16 protein-coding genes, 2 tRNA genes and 2 pseudogenes are annotated in these 15531 nt (G+C 69.8%); 10 read left to right on the top strand and 10 right to left on the bottom strand.

Annotated features, from left to right (window positions below; translation table 11 throughout):
* Positions 1-56 precede the first annotated feature (56 nt).
* Positions 57-728 carry a hemerythrin domain-containing protein gene (locus CLV30_RS03375; protein WP_106535775.1) on the top strand — a complete coding sequence of 224 codons (672 nt, stop codon included), beginning with the start codon at positions 57-59 and terminating at the stop codon, positions 726-728.
* A 69-nt stretch (positions 729-797) separates the two neighbouring features.
* Here CLV30_RS03375 and CLV30_RS03370 read toward each other — a convergent pair whose 3' ends face one another.
* The 6 genes from CLV30_RS03370 to CLV30_RS03345 all read right to left on the bottom strand — a co-directional run bounded on the left by CLV30_RS03370 (position 798) and on the right by CLV30_RS03345 (position 7465).
* Complete coding sequence (locus CLV30_RS03370) at positions 798-2546, bottom strand: metallophosphoesterase family protein (protein ID WP_106535774.1); 1749 nt, start codon at positions 2544-2546, stop codon at positions 798-800.
* Between the two features lie 42 nt (positions 2547-2588).
* Positions 2589-3884: an ATP-dependent Clp protease ATP-binding subunit ClpX gene (gene clpX / locus CLV30_RS03365; RefSeq protein ID WP_106535773.1), complete on the bottom strand. Its 1296-nt coding sequence runs from the start codon at positions 3882-3884 to the stop codon at positions 2589-2591.
* A gap of 225 nt (positions 3885-4109) precedes the next feature.
* A complete protein-coding gene (locus CLV30_RS03360; RefSeq protein WP_106535772.1) occupies positions 4110-4715 on the bottom strand; it encodes an ATP-dependent Clp protease proteolytic subunit in 606 nt (201 codons plus the stop codon).
* Positions 4716-4783: 68 nt separating this feature from the next.
* Complete coding sequence (locus CLV30_RS03355; protein ID WP_106535771.1) at positions 4784-5350, bottom strand: ATP-dependent Clp protease proteolytic subunit; 567 nt, start codon at positions 5348-5350, stop codon at positions 4784-4786.
* Positions 5351-5821: 471 nt separating this feature from the next.
* Positions 5822-7300 carry a trigger factor gene (gene tig, locus CLV30_RS03350; protein WP_106535770.1) on the bottom strand — a complete coding sequence of 493 codons (1479 nt, stop codon included), beginning with the start codon at positions 7298-7300 and terminating at the stop codon, positions 5822-5824.
* Between the two features lie 89 nt (positions 7301-7389).
* A tRNA-Pro gene (locus CLV30_RS03345) sits at positions 7390-7465 on the bottom strand.
* A gap of 67 nt (positions 7466-7532) precedes the next feature.
* Here CLV30_RS03345 and CLV30_RS03340 point away from each other — a divergent pair.
* Positions 7533-7606: transfer RNA gene (locus CLV30_RS03340), tRNA-Gly, on the top strand.
* Positions 7607-7830: 224 nt separating this feature from the next.
* Here CLV30_RS03340 and CLV30_RS27480 read toward each other — a convergent pair.
* On the bottom strand, positions 7831-7956 hold the full coding sequence (locus tag CLV30_RS27480) for a hypothetical protein (protein ID WP_276319979.1): 126 nt from the start codon (positions 7954-7956) through the stop codon (positions 7831-7833).
* A gap of 188 nt (positions 7957-8144) precedes the next feature.
* On the opposite strand from CLV30_RS27480, the gene CLV30_RS03335 reads away from it, so the two are divergent.
* From CLV30_RS03335 to CLV30_RS03325, 3 genes and pseudogenes are all read left to right on the top strand, one after another.
* Positions 8145-8882: an XRE family transcriptional regulator gene (locus CLV30_RS03335; RefSeq protein ID WP_106535769.1), complete on the top strand. Its 738-nt coding sequence runs from the start codon at positions 8145-8147 to the stop codon at positions 8880-8882.
* 4 nt (positions 8883-8886) lie between these two features.
* Complete coding sequence (locus CLV30_RS03330) at positions 8887-9357, top strand: NUDIX hydrolase (RefSeq protein ID WP_106535768.1); 471 nt, start codon at positions 8887-8889, stop codon at positions 9355-9357.
* A 247-nt stretch (positions 9358-9604) separates the two neighbouring features.
* Positions 9605-9829: pseudogene (locus CLV30_RS03325) on the top strand (GNAT family N-acetyltransferase); the annotation flags it as partial.
* Between the two features lie 106 nt (positions 9830-9935).
* Here CLV30_RS03325 and CLV30_RS03320 read toward each other — a convergent pair.
* The 3 genes and pseudogenes from CLV30_RS03320 to CLV30_RS27170 form a co-directional block, all read right to left on the bottom strand.
* On the bottom strand, positions 9936-10349 hold the full coding sequence (locus CLV30_RS03320) for a hypothetical protein (protein ID WP_106535767.1): 414 nt from the start codon (positions 10347-10349) through the stop codon (positions 9936-9938).
* A 465-nt stretch (positions 10350-10814) separates the two neighbouring features.
* A complete protein-coding gene (locus CLV30_RS03315) occupies positions 10815-11225 on the bottom strand; it encodes a nuclear transport factor 2-like protein (RefSeq protein ID WP_106535766.1) in 411 nt (136 codons plus the stop codon).
* 55 nt (positions 11226-11280) lie between these two features.
* Positions 11281-11672, bottom strand: a pseudogene (locus tag CLV30_RS27170) (GrpB family protein).
* A 77-nt stretch (positions 11673-11749) separates the two neighbouring features.
* Between CLV30_RS27170 and CLV30_RS03305 the strand changes: the two are divergent.
* The 5 genes from CLV30_RS03305 to CLV30_RS03285 all read left to right on the top strand — a co-directional run bounded on the left by CLV30_RS03305 (position 11750) and on the right by CLV30_RS03285 (position 15522).
* Entirely contained in the window at positions 11750-12532 is a 783-nt protein-coding gene (locus CLV30_RS03305; RefSeq protein WP_106535765.1) for a protein phosphatase 2C domain-containing protein, read from the top strand.
* Between the two features lie 84 nt (positions 12533-12616).
* Positions 12617-13225 carry an RNA polymerase sigma factor gene (locus CLV30_RS03300; RefSeq protein WP_106535764.1) on the top strand — a complete coding sequence of 203 codons (609 nt, stop codon included), beginning with the start codon at positions 12617-12619 and terminating at the stop codon, positions 13223-13225.
* On the top strand, positions 13218-13961 hold the full coding sequence (locus tag CLV30_RS03295; RefSeq protein WP_106535763.1) for a hypothetical protein: 744 nt from the start codon (positions 13218-13220) through the stop codon (positions 13959-13961). The genes CLV30_RS03300 and CLV30_RS03295 overlap by 8 nt, the downstream gene beginning before the upstream one ends.
* 47 nt (positions 13962-14008) lie before the next feature.
* Positions 14009-14644, top strand: a complete 636-nt coding sequence (locus CLV30_RS03290) for a hypothetical protein (RefSeq protein ID WP_106535762.1) — start codon at positions 14009-14011, stop codon at positions 14642-14644.
* Between the two features lie 32 nt (positions 14645-14676).
* Positions 14677-15522 (top strand): alpha/beta hydrolase, encoded by an 846-nt coding sequence (locus CLV30_RS03285; protein WP_106535761.1) that lies wholly within the window; start codon positions 14677-14679, stop codon positions 15520-15522.
* The last annotated feature ends 9 nt before the right edge of the window (positions 15523-15531 follow it).

The raw sequence follows: 15531 nt of genomic DNA, 5'->3' as shown, positions 1-15531 counted from the left end.
GAGGCACCGACGGCGTAGACTGACAGCGACGCCGCCGTTCGCGGGAGGCGATCGTGATGGCGACACGACCGAAGATCAGCGCTGTCCTCGACGCGCACGAGACGCTGCGCGCCGAGCTCGACGCTGCCCGGCGCGCCGAGCCGACGCAGGCCGACCCGCGCCGGCCGGTCGTGCTCTGCGACACCTTCCTGGCCACCATGAGCCGGCACATCGCCACCGTCGAGGACGTGCTGTACCCGCGGGCGCGGCGGCTGCTGCCGAGGACCGACGGCCTCGCCGCCGAGCAGGTCCGTATCGCCCGGAACGTCGAGCACACCATGCGCGCCATCGAGGGCACCTACTACGGCGACGCCTACGCTCCCGCCGGGCCACGCGAGCCGTGGTGGGCGCTGATGGCGGACCTGCTCGCCGAGCACGACCGTGCCGAGCGGGTGCTGCTGGCCCGGTTGTGTGCGGCCATGTCGCCGGACGAGCTGGACGAACTCACGGTGCGGTTCGCCACGGTGCTGGAGCGCGCGCCGACCCGGCCGCATCCGTACTCGCCGCACTCGCCCCGGCTCAGCCGGTGGCAGCACCGGTTCTGGGCGGTGGCCGACCGGATGATGGACGCCATGGACAACCGCGTCATTCCCACCAAGCCACGCACGCGCCACGGAGCACCGGACAGCCTGCTGACGCAGTACCTGGTCGGTTCGCCGAGGTCCGCCCGGAGCCCGGCGCACCGCTGAACCGCCGGGCCGTTCCGCGTGTGACCGTCAGGCTGCGCTCTCGCCATGGCAGCAGCAGATCCCTGACGATCACAGCCTGACCGGCGGCTCGACGCGGCGCGCCCGCAACGGATCCACCGGAACCAGCCACGGGGCGCCCGGCGGGCCGTCCGGGTCGGCACGCCAGCGCCGGCACACCTGGTCGATCGCGACCGGGTGCAGGGTCAGCGACCCGTCGGAGTCGATGTGCATGCGCAGGAAACACTTGAAGTCGTCGATGCCGAGCCCGGCGTACAGCTCGTTCACGTTCACCCGTGCGTACCGGGCGAGCAGCAGGTACCCGCTCACGATCCACGAGTCCACGACCCCGGCGAGCGGCAGGTACACGGCGAAGGCCAGCACCGTGTCCCACGGGTTCGGCACCTCCGACAGCGGTGACGCCGACCACGCCAGTGCGCCCAGGATGCCCAGCCCGAGGTGTGGCAGAGCGTGCAGAGCGCCGGCCACCCAGTGCCGGCGGCCGTGCTCGCCGAGGGCCGTCGCGAACAGCAGCGTCCCGGCGAACACCCCGGCCACGGCCGCGCCGACGGCCGCGTTCAGCCAGGTGCCGTGTGCGCTGAGAAACGCCAGCATCAGCAGGGTCTGCATCAGGCCGACCAGGCCCACGAAACCGCGGTTGCGCAGCGGCAGCCGGGCGAACACTCGCCAGCCGAGCTGCCGGGACCGCTTGCGGGACGGGTAGGCCGCCGCCAGGCCGTAGCGCCGGGACGGCTCCGCCTCGGGTTCGCGGTTCGGCGGGACGGTCCTCCCGTCCGGCGGCGCGGCGCTGCCGTCCCGCGCGGCGCTCCCATCGCGCGCGCCAGCGCTCCCGTCCCGCGCGGCGGCTCTCTCGTCCGGCGGGACGGTGATCTCGTCCGGCAGGTCCGCGGTTCCGACCAGGTAGGCGCCGCCGCCACCGCAGGTCACCAGGTGCCGTCCCTGTCCGTCGGGGCCGTCCCCGGCGTAGCGCGCGTAGTGGTGCAGATCGCCGGCGAGCAGTAGCGGCACCTGCGCACCGGTCGGTTCGATGACGGTGCGGACGAAGTAGTCGATGTTGTCGTATGCGCCGGCGTCGTCCGTCGTCTTCACCCAGCCCGGCTTGGCCGAACAGAGGATGACGCGGTCCCCCGGGCCCAGCCGAGCCGCCGCGTCGGCGAAGTAGTCCAGCTGCGGCTCGTCGATGTAGGAGGACAGCTGGACGTCGACGGCGAACAGCCACCAGCGGTGTGGCAGCGCCGCCGCGAAATAGCTACGCCGCTGCCGGGTCCGCCAGCCGCCGATCCACTCACCCTGGGCGAACAGCCGCAGGAACGCTGTCAGCCCGTCGTACCAGTCGTGGTTGCCGGGCACCGCGTACAACTCCGCGCCACCGTCGGGCTGCTTCGGGAATGCGGCGCGGAACGGGCCCTTCCACCGGTTCTCGTACGCCGCCGCCGACGCCGCCGGATACACCTGGTCGCCACCGAGCACCAGAACGTCCGCACGCGGCAGCCCGGGCCCGTCGTCGACGGACAGCCACCGCCGGGACAGGACCGACGCGACGGACAGCGTGGCATCGAAACCGTCGCCGGTGTCGGCGGTGTAGTCGACCCAGAGCTCGTCGGCCGCCGAGTGGTCGTGGACGGTGCTCGGCATCGACGCCTGCAGCTCACGCTTGTCGAGATACCCGCCGAACAGGTGCGCGAACGCGACCCGGACGGCGGTCCCGGCCAGCAGGCCGGGGTTCAGCCACGAGACCGCACGCTGCGGGACGAATCCGATCTCTGCCGGGCTCAGATCACGCGGCCGATGATCACGCATGCAGGGGAGCCTACGACGTCGACGCGGCTCCCCGTCGCACGGTCAGGCGGACTTCTCGCGCCGTTCGCGTTTGCGTGGACCCTCACGCGGCACCAGCGTGGGCAACACGTTCTCTTCGACGACGTCGCGGGTGACGACGACGCGGCCCACGTCCTCGCGGCTCGGCACCTCGTACATGACGCTCAGCAGGACCTCTTCGAGGATGGCGCGCAACCCCCGCGCGCCGGTGCCGCGCAACAACGCCAGGTCGGCGACCGCCTCGACAGCGTCGTCGGTGAACTCGAGCTCGACGTGGTCGAGCTCGAACAGCTTGATGTACTGCTTGACCAGTGCGTTGCGCGGTTCCGACAGGATCCGGATGAGCGCCGCCCGGTCGAGCGGGCTGACCGTGGTGATGACCGGCAGCCGCCCGATGAACTCCGGGATCAGCCCGAACTTGAGCAGGTCCTCCGGCATGACGTCGGTGAAGGTGTCGGCCGACTCGCGCTCGGCCGCGCTGCTGATGTCCGCGCCGAAACCGAGGCCCCGCTTGCCCACCCGCTGCTGGATGATCTCGTCCAGCCCGGCGAACGCGCCGCCGACGACGAACAGCACGTTCGTGGTGTCGATCTGGATGAACTCCTGGTGCGGGTGCTTACGCCCGCCCTGCGGAGGAACGCTGGCCGTGGTGCCCTCGAGGATCTTCAGCAGCGCCTGCTGCACGCCCTCGCCGGAGACGTCCCGCGTGATCGACGGGTTCTCGCTCTTGCGGGCGACCTTGTCGACCTCGTCGATGTAGATGATGCCGGTCTCGGCCTTCTTCACGTCGTAATCCGCGGCCTGGATCAGCTTCAGCAGGATGTTCTCGACGTCCTCGCCGACGTAGCCGGCCTCGGTCAGCGCCGTGGCGTCGGCGATGGCGAACGGCACGTTCAGCATCTTGGCCAGCGTCTGCGCCAGATACGTCTTGCCACAGCCGGTGGGGCCGATGAGCAGGATGTTCGACTTGGACAGCTCGACCGCGTCGTCCTTGGCATGCCCGCGTGTCGCCGCCGCCTGGCGCGCCTGAACGCGCTTGTAGTGGTTGTACACCGCGACCGACAGCGCCTTCTTGGCGACGTCCTGGCCGATGACGTACTGCTCGAGGAAGTCGTAGATCTCGCGAGGCTTCGGCAGCTGGGCCAGTTCGGACCCGCCGGTGGTCTCGCTGAGCTCCTCCTCGATGATCTCGTTGCACAAGTCGATGCACTCGTCGCAGATGTACACCCCGGGGCCTGCGATGAGTTTCTTCACCTGCTTCTGGCTCTTGCCACAGAACGAGCACTTGAGCAGATGATCAGCGTCGCCGATGCGTGCCACGCGGTACGTCCTTCCGTCCTCTGCTGCGTTCCCGGTCGTGCGGACCGAGGATTCGCGAGCCGGGTCGACGGGCGACCCACGCGCGAATCGACATCGTGCGTATCGCGGGCCTCACGAGCCCCGCGTGTCTTCGACGGTACAACGTCGAGCCGACAATCGCAGGGTCCCCTCGCCGGTTTTGCGTGGCGCGTCGCGCCGGTTCGCGGGACGCGCCACGCCGCCGGCTCAGCCGACCAGGCTCGCCTTGCGGGACGACGTGAAGCTGTCGACGAGGCCGTAGTCGATGGCGTCCTGGGTGGTGAGGATCTTGTCCCGCTCGATGTCCTGACGCACCTGCTCGACATCCTTGCCCGAGTGCTGGGAGATCATCGTCTCCAGCAGCCCGCGCATCCGGAGGATCTCGTTCGCCTGGATCTCGATGTCACTGGCCTGGCCGTAGGTGCCCTCGGTGTACGGCTGGTGGATCAGGATCCGCGCGTTCGGCACCGCCAGCCGCTTGCCCGGCGCTCCGGCGGCCAGCAGCACCGCCGCCGCCGATGCGGCCTGCCCCATGCACACCGTGCGCACGTCCGGCTTGATGAACTGCATGGTGTCGTAGATGGTCGTCATCGCGGTGAACGAGCCACCGGGCGAGTTGATGTAGATCTCGATGTCGCGGTCGGGCTCCATCGACTCGAGGCAGATGAGCTGGGCCATGACGGCGTTGGCCACGTCGTCGCTGATGGGCGTGCCGAGGAAGATGATGCGCTCCTCGAACAGCTTGCCGTACGGGTCGATGCGCCGGAAGCCGTAGGAGGTGCGCTCCTCCCACTGCGGGATGTAGTAGTTCATCGAAAGTCTCCTAGCTGTGCGCGGCGTGCGCGATGGAAGGCCGGATGCGGATGGCGAGAGAGGACGCGTCAGGCGCCGTTCTGCGGGACCTGGGACGCGCTCTCGACGACCCGGTCGATGAAGCCGTAGTCGAGCGCCTCCTGCGGCGTGAAGTACCGGTCGCGGTCCGAGTCGCGCTCGATGGTCTCGATCGGCTGCCCGGTGTGCAGCGCGTTGATCTCGGCCATCTCCTTCTTCGTCCGCAGCATCTGCTCGGCCTGGATACGGATGTCGCTGGCCGATCCGCCCATGCCGCCGGACGGCTGGTGCATCAGGATGCGCGAATGCGGCAGGGCGTAGCGCTTGCCACGTGCCCCGGCCGTCAGCAGGAACTGGCCCATCGAGGCGGCGAAGCCCATGGCGACCGTCATGACGTCGGGCTTCACGAACTGCATGGTGTCGTAGATGGCCATGCCCGCCGACACCGAGCCGCCGGGCGAGTTGATGTAGATGCTGATGTCGCGGTCGGGGTCCTCGGCCGCCAGCAGCAGCAGCTGCGCACAGATGGCGTTCGCGTTCTCGTCGCGGACCTCCGCACCCAGGAAGATGATCCGCTCCCGCAGTAGCCGGTTGTAGATGTGGTCGTCGAGTCCCATCGACGAGCCCGGGCTGGGCGTGTGTGCCTGCGCGGGCTCGACTGGGCCGGACGTCTCGGGGCGTGTGCTCACCGTGATCTCCTCGGGCTGTTCAGATCGGTCGTCGCGACCGGGGATTCCGTCGTTGGTGCCAACGACACTAACCAAGAAGTGTGCGCCGCCCATCCGCCGGACACCCCCTGTTCGCTGACGGCGTGCCCGGCGGTCCGGTACGCCACGGCGCCGCGCGTCCGTACCGGCACGAAACGATGAGCTGACCAGCGGCCGCGACGTGGGGCGCCGCCGGTCACCTGATCGCCTCGTCCGGGACGATCAGGTGACCGCTGCGGCGGCATGCGCCCGTCGGCAGTCACCTGATCATGTCCGCATCGTGGGCAGAAATGGATCAGGTGACCGAGTCGGCGCCGTAGCGCGCTCTCGGTCACCTGATCGTCGCGGTCGTGCGGATGAGGCGAATGGCAGGCGGTGCTGTCAGGCCTTCTGCTCGTCGTCGCCGTCGCCGGACTCGTCATCACCGGCGGAATCGGTACCGCCAGACTCCGTGCCGGCGGCCGCCTCGGTGTCGTCCGCGGACGCGGCCTCGTCGCCGGTCTCGCCGGCGGATGCGTTCTCGTCGATCTCGGCGAACTCGAACGAACCGCCCACCTGCGACGCGTCACCGTCCTCTTCGCCCGGCTCGGCCAGCGAGCCGTCCTCGCGCAGTCGGTCCAGCTCGACCGTCTCGCCGGACGCGTCGACCACGTTCGCCTTCTCGACCACCTGCGCCAGCGCCTTGCCGCGCGCGACGTCGGCCATCACCGACGGCAGGTTGCCCTGGTCGACGAGCTGCTGGGCGAGCTGGTTCGGGTCGGTGCGCTGCTGCATCGCCTGCTGCACGATGTACGAGCTCAGCTCGTCCTGCGAAACCTCGATGCTCTCGGCCTTGACGAGCTCGTCCAGGACGAACTGCGACTTCAGGTTCCTGCGGAACTGGTCCTCGTACTCGGCGCGGTGGTCGTCGTCGCCGTGCCCGTCGGAGAAGTGCTCCTGGATCTGCGAATCGACCAGCTCGTCCGGCAGCGGCACCTCGCCGACCTTCTCGAGCAGCTGGTCGAGAACTTTGTCGCGGGCCGACATCGCCTGGTCCAGCCGCTTGGCGCGCAGCGCCTGCTCGCGCACGTCGGCGGTGAGCTCGTCGAGCGTGTCGAACTCGCTGGCGAGCTGGGCGAACTCGTCGTCGAGCTCGGGCAGCTGCTGCTCCTTGACGGCGCTGACGGTGACCTCGCAGTCGACCTCCTCGCCCTCGTGCGTGCCGACCAGCTGGGTGCGGAACGTCGTCGTTTCGCCCGCCGACATGCCGGTGACGGCCTCGTCGAGGCCCTCGATCATGCCGCCCTGCCCGATCTGGTACGACACGCCGGAAGCCTGCCCGCCCTCGACGGGCTGGCCGTCGGACGTGGCGTTGAGGTCGATCTGGACGAAGTCGCCTTCGGCAGCCGGGCGGTCCACACCGGTGAGGGTGCCGAACCGCTGGCGCAGCGAGTCCAGCCGCTCCTGGATGTCGGAGTCCTCGACGACCGCGTCGTCGACCTCGACCTCGAGCCCCTCCCACTCCGGCAGGGTGATCTTGGGCCGGACCTGGACCTCGGCGGTGAACTTGAGCTCTTCACCGTCGTTGAACTCCGACACGTCGACCTCGGGCTGCCCCAGCGGCTGCAGCTCGTTCTCGCGCACAGCGTCGCCGTAGAGCTTGGGGATCGCCTCGTTGACGGCCTCTTCCAGCACGACCGGCCGGCCGATGCGCTGGTCGATGACGACGGGCGGAACCTTGCCCTTGCGGAAGCCCGGCACCGTCACCTGGGCGGCGATCCGCTTGTATGCGGACGTGATGTTCGGCTCAAGTTCCGAGAACGGGACCTCGACCGCGAGCCGGACCCGCGTCGGGTTGAGGGTCTCGACGACGCTCTTCACGCTGACGTGTCTCCTGTGGTGGGTGTTCAATGTGGACACGGCCACAGTGGAGGACCGGAAGGACCGGCCTCACCACCGCGAACGCGGGCTGGTCGGGGCGACAGGACTCGAACCTGCGATCTCCTGCTCCCAAAGCAGGCGCGCTAGCCACTACGCTACGCCCCGGGTGCCCGGACAAGTCTAGGCCAGATGACAGGGTACTCTGTGCGTGCGGGGCCGAACGCGGCCTCCCGCGGGTGTAGCTCAATGGCAGAGCCCCAGCCTTCCAAGCTGGTCATGCGGGTTCGATTCCCGTCACCCGCTCCACCAAACAAGGCCCAGGTCAACGGGAAATTTCCCCCGGCCTCGGCCTTGAGGCTGCGTGAGTCAGTCGCGAAGGCGTTGCTGTCAACGTCGACGCCGGTGGTCGTCGACCCACAGGACGACCGCGAAGCCCACAAACAACGCGAGCAGCGGAAGCCCCAGGACCAGCGCGTCCACCCACGCGTGAGGATCGGCCGACACCGGCTCTCCGCGTACGCCCACTCCAGTCACCTGCCGCACTCCGTGCAGTAGATGATCTCCCACGGACTGTCGTCGTACACGATGACGCTGTGCAGGGTGTTCCTGCCGCAGTGCGAGCATCGCTGGTGCCGGGTCGTTTCGTACCGACTCATCGTTGGTCCTTCGCCACCGGGGAACGGGGGAGGCCGGCGCACCGCCGGGGCACGGAGGCACTCCCGGCGCGGCGCCTGGTGCATACCAGGCTCGTATCTCGGCGGTGGATGTCGGAACCACGACAGCGGACGGCCGCGGGACGTCCTGTAGCGTCAAGACGTCCCACCGGACGTCCAGGAGCTGCGGTATGGAGAACGAACGGCTACGCGCAACGATGGCCAAGCGCGGCCTCACGGCACAAGCCCTTGCATCGCAGGCGGGAGTGGACGCCAAGACAGTCGAGCGCTGGGTGAATGCCGGCCGAGTGCCCTACACGCGCACAGCCGTCCAAGCTGCCGAAGCGCTCGAGGAGGACGTCATGTTCCTCTGGCCGACCCTGCATCGAGGACGTACCGGCAAGGCGGTGTCAGCCGAGGTGGTCGCCGTCTATGGGCAGCGCGCGGAGGTGTCCCCGGCAATGTGGCGCGAGTTCTTCGAGCAGGCGTCGGAGCGCATCGACATCCTGGTGTACGCGGCGAATCACCTGCACGAGTCCGTGCCCGGATTCACCGACCTGCTCGCCAGCAAAGCCCGCGAGGGCTGCGAGGTGCGCATCGCGGTCGGCGACCCGAACTCGCCGACCGTCATTGCACGCGGAGCCGAAGAGCGATTCGGGCACGGCATCCAGAGCCGCTGCGAGCTCGCCCTGATGTACTACCAACCGCTCGTCGGGCTCACCGGTGTCGAGATTCGCACCCACGGCACGACGCTGTACAACAGCATCTACCGCTCCGACGACCAGCTCCTCATCAACACGCACCTGTGGGGCGTCAACGCCTTCGGAGCGCCGGTGTGGCACCTGCGCCAGAACCAGACCGGCTCGATGGTCACCAGCTACCGACAGTCGTTCGAAGCCGTCTGGGAGCAGGCCAGTCCAGTACCGTGACGACGTGGCACGCACCGACTACTACGACGACCCGGACGCACCGCGTCCGAACTCGATCGTGGTCGCGGCGTCGGCGGCGGTGCGTGATCAGACGGACCGGCTGCTACTGGTCCAGCGCGCCGACTCTGGCCAATGGGCGCTGCCCGGTGGGGGGATGGAGCCGGGCGAGACCGTCGCTGCGTGTGCTGTTCGCGAAGTCCGCGAAGAGACGGGCATCGATATCGAGATCACTCGTCTGGTGGGCATCTACAGCGACCCGAATCACGTGATCGCCTACGACGACGGCGAGGTCCGGCAACAGTTCAGCGTGTGCTTCGCTGGGCGACTCCTGGGCGGCGAGCTCCATCGGTCGATCGAGTCGACGTCCGTAGCGTTCGTGGACGCGGCCGGCCTCGAACGGTTGCCGATCCACCCGACGCAACGCCTGAGGATCGGACATGCCCTGGAACGTCGCCACGCTCCCTACCTTGGGTGAATGACTCACTCCAGCTCAGGAGACCGCCGGCACACGTCGGCCGGCTGGAGCCGTGTGCGGTTCGTGTTGCGGCTGTTGTCGGCGAGCTCGACGTACTTTGTCGGCGTCCCACCTTGCCGACAAAGTACTTGCGGATCGAGAGCACGGTGAGCCCAGGGATCCGTACCGGGGATGAGCTGCCCAGCCGGCATATCGTCCGTGAGCCGCGTGAGCAGGTCGTGACGGGCGCACTCGCTTCGTCGCCCCGGAGGCTCGCGGGCACAAGCTCGGCGAACATCTCACTCGCGCCGTCATGGACGACGCCGCCCGCCGACGGCAGCCGCTCGTGCTCGACGTCATGACCAAAGACGCCGCCGCGATCCACCTCTACGAAGGCCTCGGCTGGCACCGCATCGGCACCGTCGACCACACCTTCGGCGACCGCGAGCACACCCCGGCCATCTGTTACCTCGCCCCCAGTTTTGCCGAATAGACCTCTCTGAGATCAAGGGCGGCTCGCTTCGCTCGCCGCCGCGCACAACCGCACGAAACGACACCCACACCGGCAGATCACACGCGTTGCGGAGTGGTCGTCGCCCTCATGACGCCCCAGACTGGGCGGGTGAGGACGGCTTCGCTGTGCAGGCGACTACCAGCGCGGCGGCCACCGGGAGCACAAGGACACCGATCGAGAGCATCGCAAGCGCCGTCAAGCCGCAGAGCGCAGCGGTCATCGTCCAGGCGATGGCCATCGTTCCGGGGACTCTCCGCATCAGCAGCGCGCCCGCGACCAATATGGACACGAGCAGTGGCGCGAGAAGAACGATCACCGACTGCGAGCCGTTCACTCCCACGAAAGTGTCGGTCCCGTGCGAGATCGTTCCGGACGACGACTCGGTCTCCTGGCGGTACATGGGAACCGTGAAGCCAGCCACCAGCAACCCGACCGACCACACCAGGGCGACAAGCAACGCGAGCTTACGGACGTGCCCCAACTGCGCGACGGTGTTCATGAGTGACTTCCTCGACTGTGTGGCCGCTCGCTACTGATCCTCCCACCGGAAGCGCTCTGCGGGCTCGCGGGACTCATCGGCTGGTCAAGTAGGCGTCAGTAGATCGCTTATGCACGGGCGCCTCGCCGGGCATGGCCACCGGAGCCTGACTCGCGTCCCGAGGTGTTCGATTCCCGTCACCCGCTCCACGGATCAATTCCGGTTCTCCGGCGGGTTCGGCCCAGCGCCGGCGCACGAAACGCTCGACTCGACGGTGCTGGCCCATCCGTCGACGGATAGACAACAGTCCGGACACCCACGCTGCGCGTGCCGGTGACATCAGGGGCAATAGTTGCGCGCACTGTCACCCCGCCGAGAAGCGTGCGCTCACTGTCACTCCACCGACACCACGCGCACTCGGTTCCTCGCGCTGCACCTCGTCGAGCGGACCCAGCGGCGACTCGTACCGCAGCCGCTCTCAGCCCGTCATGCGTGCGATATCCCGCGGAGTGCCTTGTCCTCCGATGGGTCGGTCACGACAAGGATCCGCTGAATCCTCCCGTCGCGCACGAGCAGAATCCGAAGGTGATGCTCCGCACCAGGTGTCGTCATCCCAGAGTCGCGACGGGTGAGACGACACACGACCAGCTCGCCCCAGACGTCAACTCCGTGCAGCTCCACTTCCTGCGTAAGCGCCCTCGCGCGGGACAGGTATCCGTCTCGGATCGCTGCCACACCGACCTGCGCAGACGCCGCCTTGCCGTCGATCAACCGCACCGCATCCGGGTGAATCATCGCCATGAGCCTGTCAATGTTCGCCCCACCGGTTGCCGTGCACTCATCCAGCTCGGCGCTGAACCGTACCGCGAGGTCGATCAGCTCAGACCCATGCGCCATCTCACGCTCCCCGTCGCTGTGAATGGGACGTGCCGTGCACCGCTCGGCACCGTGCTCACTCCTCCCAGACCGGCACCGAGGCCAGCCCGCGCTCGGCGCGGGCGGCGTCGACGAGCTCCTGGATCAGCCCTGTCTTGGTCACCACGTGCAGATGATGGGTACGCCGCCCGTCGGCGCCGCGCCGATAGAACAGGCGGTTCGGCATGCCGGTGTCGAACCGTTGGTAGCCCACCTCGACCAGCGCGGCCTCGCGCGCGGCCACCGTGTCGAGGTCCGGCGTCGACGCCATCATGTCGATGACGGGTTGGCTGCCAGCCCGGGAACGGCCGTGCTCCCGATGTGCTCGATGGCGTCGAACACGCCGGGCAACGCCGCGGTGACGTCGTCGCACGCCGTCGCGGCCCGCTCGGCCCAGGAGGGGTCGTGGTCGGTGACGCGAATCGCCATGCGCGACAGGCTAACGTCCTGCCTCGAACGTAGGCTGACTGCGCCCCGCTCCGAACGACGACGCAGGTGACAAGACCGTGCAGGTGACCTTCAGCAGCCAGCCGGCGCCGGGTGGCGTCAACGAGGACCTCGTCGTCGCCGGACCGTCCTGGGTGGTGGTCCTGGACGGCGCCACCGCGCCACCCGGGGTCGACAGCGGCTGCCGGCACAAGGTCCGCTGGCTGGTCGAACGCCTCGCCGCGCGGCTGTGCCGTCCGCTGACGCTCGGCACGCAGGCGCCGTTGCCGGACGTCCTCGCCACCGCGATCGCCGGCGTGCGCGACGAGCACGGATCGGGCTGCGACCTGGACAATCCGGATAGCCCGTCGTCCACGGTCGCGCTCGCCCGCGTCCGGGACGACATGCTCGACTACCTCGTCCTCGCCGATTCGGCCGTGCTCCTGGACGTCGCCGGCACCGTCTCCTGCGTCACCGACGCCCGTCTGGATCATCTGCCCGAGTACTCGGTCGACGCCGTCGCGGCGCGGCGCAACCGGCCGGACGGATTCTGGGTCGCGTCCACGTCGGCCGAGGCCGCGTACCAGGCTCGCACCGGGTCGGTTCCGCTCAACGACGTACGGCGGTTCGCGCTGGTCAGCGACGGCGTGGCGCGCTACGTCGAACTGCTCGGGCTCGGCGACTGGCCGCAGCTGCTCGACGCGCTGGCCGACGACGGGCCGGACGCGGTCGTCGGGCAGGTCCGGGCCGCCGAGGCCACCCACCTCGGCAGAGACCCACGCGGGCCGCACGGGCGCCGGGTCAAGAGGCACGACGACGCCACCGCCGCCTACGTCGCCGTCCAGGCTCGGAACCGTAGCTGAATTCCGAACCTGCAACCGGAACCCGCACCGGACACGCGGTGTAGGAAGGGTGCAGCTGCCACACGAGACCCGGGGTGGGCCCTCATCACCGACGACCCAGAGGCCGCGGACCAGGCCGCCATCGCTCGCGTACGCGCCGGAGACCGGGAGGCGTACGCCGTCCTCGTGCGTCGTTACGCGGCGCAGGCCCACCGGACCGCCGTGCTGGTCGGCGCCGGCGCGGACGCCGACGACGTCGTGCAACTGGCCTTCGTGAAGGCCTATCGGAACATGGACTCGTTCCGCGACGGCGCGCCGTTCCGGCCGTGGTTGCTGCGCATCGTCATGAACGAGGCGAAGAACGCAGCCCGGGCGAGCACCCGTCGCCGGCTCGCGACCGAACGCTCCGCCGTCGCCGACCCGTCCGGCTTCAGCATCGACCCGACCGCCGACCCGGCATCGGAGACGCTGTCCAAGGAACGCCGCGCGGAGCTGCTCGACGCCGTCCGGAAGCTGCCGGAGCCGCAACAACGGGTGGTGCTCTGCCGCTACTTCCTCGATCTGGACGAGCAGGAGACAGCCAGGGTGCTGGGCTGGCGGCGCGGGACGGTCAAGTCGAGGCTGCACCGGGCGCTGCGCCGGCTGCACAGCTGGCTGGACGAGCCGTCCGCACAGGACGAGCCGTCGCCAACCCGGGAGGTGGACCATGAATGACGACACGCTCACCGGCGAGCTGCGGTCGCTGGGTGCCACGCTGCAGGTGCCGGCGCCCGACCCCGACGCGACCGCCGCATCGGTGCTGGAGCGCATCGCCGACGAGCCCGCGCCCGCCACCGCCCAGCGGCGCCCCCTGATGCGTCACGCCGGAGCCCGGGTGGCCGCCGCCGCGCTCGCGCTCCTGGTGGCCCTCGCCCTGACGCCGCCGGTTCGAGCGACGGTTGCGGAGTGGTTCGGATTCGGCGGGGTCGTCGTCCGCCCCGGACCGGCGGAGTCGTCGGCCCCCGCGCCTCCGGAAGCCGACACGGACCTGACCCTGCGGACGGCGCGCGAGCTCGTCGGCTTCGATCCGGTGGTGCCGGAAGGGCTCGGAGCACCCGACGGCGCCCAGGTGTCCGACGACCGGCGGCTGCTCACCCTGACCTGGAACGACGGGGACGCGACCGTACGACTCGACGAGTTCGACGGCCCGCTCGCTCCCCGGTTCATGAAGACCGCGGTCATCGAGGAGTCGGCACAGTTCGTCGACATCGCCGGAGCGCAGGCGTTGTGGTTCGCCAAACCGCACGCGCTGGTGCTTCTCGACGAGAACGGTCAGCCCCGCGACGCGTCCGCACGCACCGCCGGCCCCACGCTCGTCTGGCAGGTCGACGGCGTCACGCTGCGACTGGAGGGACTCGACCGCCGGCAGGCCGTCGCCGTCGCGGAGAAGTCGGTCACCGGAACCGGATAGCCGCGGACGGTGTAGGCGGGGTACGCAGTCCACACCAAGGAGCATTCATGCGCGGATCCCGCCTGGCCGTCCTCGTCGGCACCGTCCTCGGCATCGTGGCGCTCTCGTCCGGATCGGCGGCTGCCGGCGGGCCGACGAGCGTGCTGATCGTCTCGCCCGAGAGCGGAGCCACGGCCTCGTTGCACACGACGGACGACGACTACGACCTGCTGTCGAGGGCCCTCGACCGGACACCGTCCGCCGAGCCCGGCGCGCCGACGGGCACGAACATGAGCCCGGGAGGCCGGCAGATCAGGGTGACCTGGCTGATCCACGACGTCCGGGTCTGGCGGATGGACCGCATCCTGTTCGAGCCCGACGGCGAGGTCTGGATCCACACCCAGCAGTCCCACGACGGCGACGTCGGCTTCGGCGCGCAGGGCGTCTGGCACCTCGCGCCGAACCCGGACGAGCTCCGCAGCCTGCTGGAGCGCCTTGGCGTACGCGGGTCGAGCACGTCGGCACAACGAGAGGCCGCCGCCCCGGTGAGCCTGCCGGGGTCGGCCGACGCGGAGACCGTCGGCTCGTGGACGCTCCCCGCCCTGGCCGGAGGCGTCGTCGTCGGCGTCCTGGCCGACCGGCTGGTGCGGCGCTACCGCGACCGTGACGACGAGGGCGGGCGCTGGCAGCTCGAGGACGCCTGACTCCGGCGCCGCCGCGGGGCCACACTGGCGGTATGTCGTCCGGCGGCGTTCTCGCGCTCCGTGTGGCCGCGATCGTGCTCATCCTGACGGTCGTGCTGCTCACCCTGGTGTGGGCGCTGCAGCGGCACCTGATCTATCTGCCGGACCGCTCGCCGCCCCCGCCGGCCGGCGAGGTCCTCCCGGGGGCCCGCGACGTCACGCTGACGACGGCCGACGGTCTCGAGCTGGGCGCGTGGCACGTCACCGCCACAACACAGCGCCGGGACATGACCGTCCTGGTCGCCAACGGCAACGGCGGGAACCGGTCCGGGCGGGCGCTGTTGGCCGCCGCGCTCGCGAGGGCGGGCTTCGACGTCCTGCTGTTCGACTACCGCGGGTACGGCGGCAATCCGGGCGAGCCGAGCGAGGACGGCCTGGCGCGTGACGTACGCGCCGCCCGCCGGTACCTGGTGGAGGAGGCCGGCGTCGACCAGGACGCGCTGCTCTACTTCGGCGAAAGCCTCGGCTGTGGCGTGGTCGCGGAGCTGGCCACCGAGCATCCGCCCGCGGGTCTCCTGCTGCGCTCGCCGTTCGTCGAGCTGGCCGCCGTGGGGCAGCGGCACTACCCGTTCGTGCCGGTCGGCCTGCTGCTGCGTGATCGGTATCCGGTCGCCGAGGCCGTCAGCGGCGTCGACGTGCCGACGACGGTCGTCTACGGCACGGCGGACGCGATCGTCCCGCCCGAGCAGAGCCGCGACGTCGCCGCGGCGGCGGCCGGACCCGTCGACCAGGTCGCCGTGGCCGGGGCCGGGCACAACGACCGCGCGCTGCTCGACGGTGCCGAGCTGATCACCGCGGTGACCGAGCTGGCCGACCGCGCCACTCCCCCTCTCCCATGATCATCGGCA

Source organism: Haloactinopolyspora alba (assembly GCF_003014555.1).
Classification (GTDB): Bacteria; Actinomycetota; Actinomycetes; order Jiangellales; family Jiangellaceae; genus Haloactinopolyspora; species Haloactinopolyspora alba.
Note: the sequence above shows the minus strand (reverse complement) of the source record. Positions and strands in the feature narration are given on the sequence as shown.

Coding starts and splice junctions, on each gene's coding strand:
- CLV30_RS03375 (WP_106535775.1), top strand. CDS start 57: ATGGCGACACGACCGAAGATCAGCGCTGTCCTCGACGCGCACGAGACG.
- CLV30_RS03315 (WP_106535766.1), bottom strand. CDS start 11,225: ATGGCGCATGGGTCTGAGCTGATCGACCTCGCGGTACGGTTCAGCGCC.
- CLV30_RS03360 (WP_106535772.1), bottom strand. CDS start 4,715: ATGAACTACTACATCCCGCAGTGGGAGGAGCGCACCTCCTACGGCTTC.
- CLV30_RS03295 (WP_106535763.1), top strand. CDS start 13,218: ATGAATGACGACACGCTCACCGGCGAGCTGCGGTCGCTGGGTGCCACG.
- CLV30_RS03335 (WP_106535769.1), top strand. CDS start 8,145: ATGGAGAACGAACGGCTACGCGCAACGATGGCCAAGCGCGGCCTCACG.
- CLV30_RS27480 (WP_276319979.1), bottom strand. CDS start 7,956: ATGAGTCGGTACGAAACGACCCGGCACCAGCGATGCTCGCACTGCGGC.
- CLV30_RS03285 (WP_106535761.1), top strand. CDS start 14,677: ATGTCGTCCGGCGGCGTTCTCGCGCTCCGTGTGGCCGCGATCGTGCTC.
- CLV30_RS03370 (WP_106535774.1), bottom strand. CDS start 2,546: ATGCGTGATCATCGGCCGCGTGATCTGAGCCCGGCAGAGATCGGATTC.
- CLV30_RS03290 (WP_106535762.1), top strand. CDS start 14,009: ATGCGCGGATCCCGCCTGGCCGTCCTCGTCGGCACCGTCCTCGGCATC.
- CLV30_RS03320 (WP_106535767.1), bottom strand. CDS start 10,349: ATGAACACCGTCGCGCAGTTGGGGCACGTCCGTAAGCTCGCGTTGCTT.
- CLV30_RS03355 (WP_106535771.1), bottom strand. CDS start 5,350: ATGGGACTCGACGACCACATCTACAACCGGCTACTGCGGGAGCGGATC.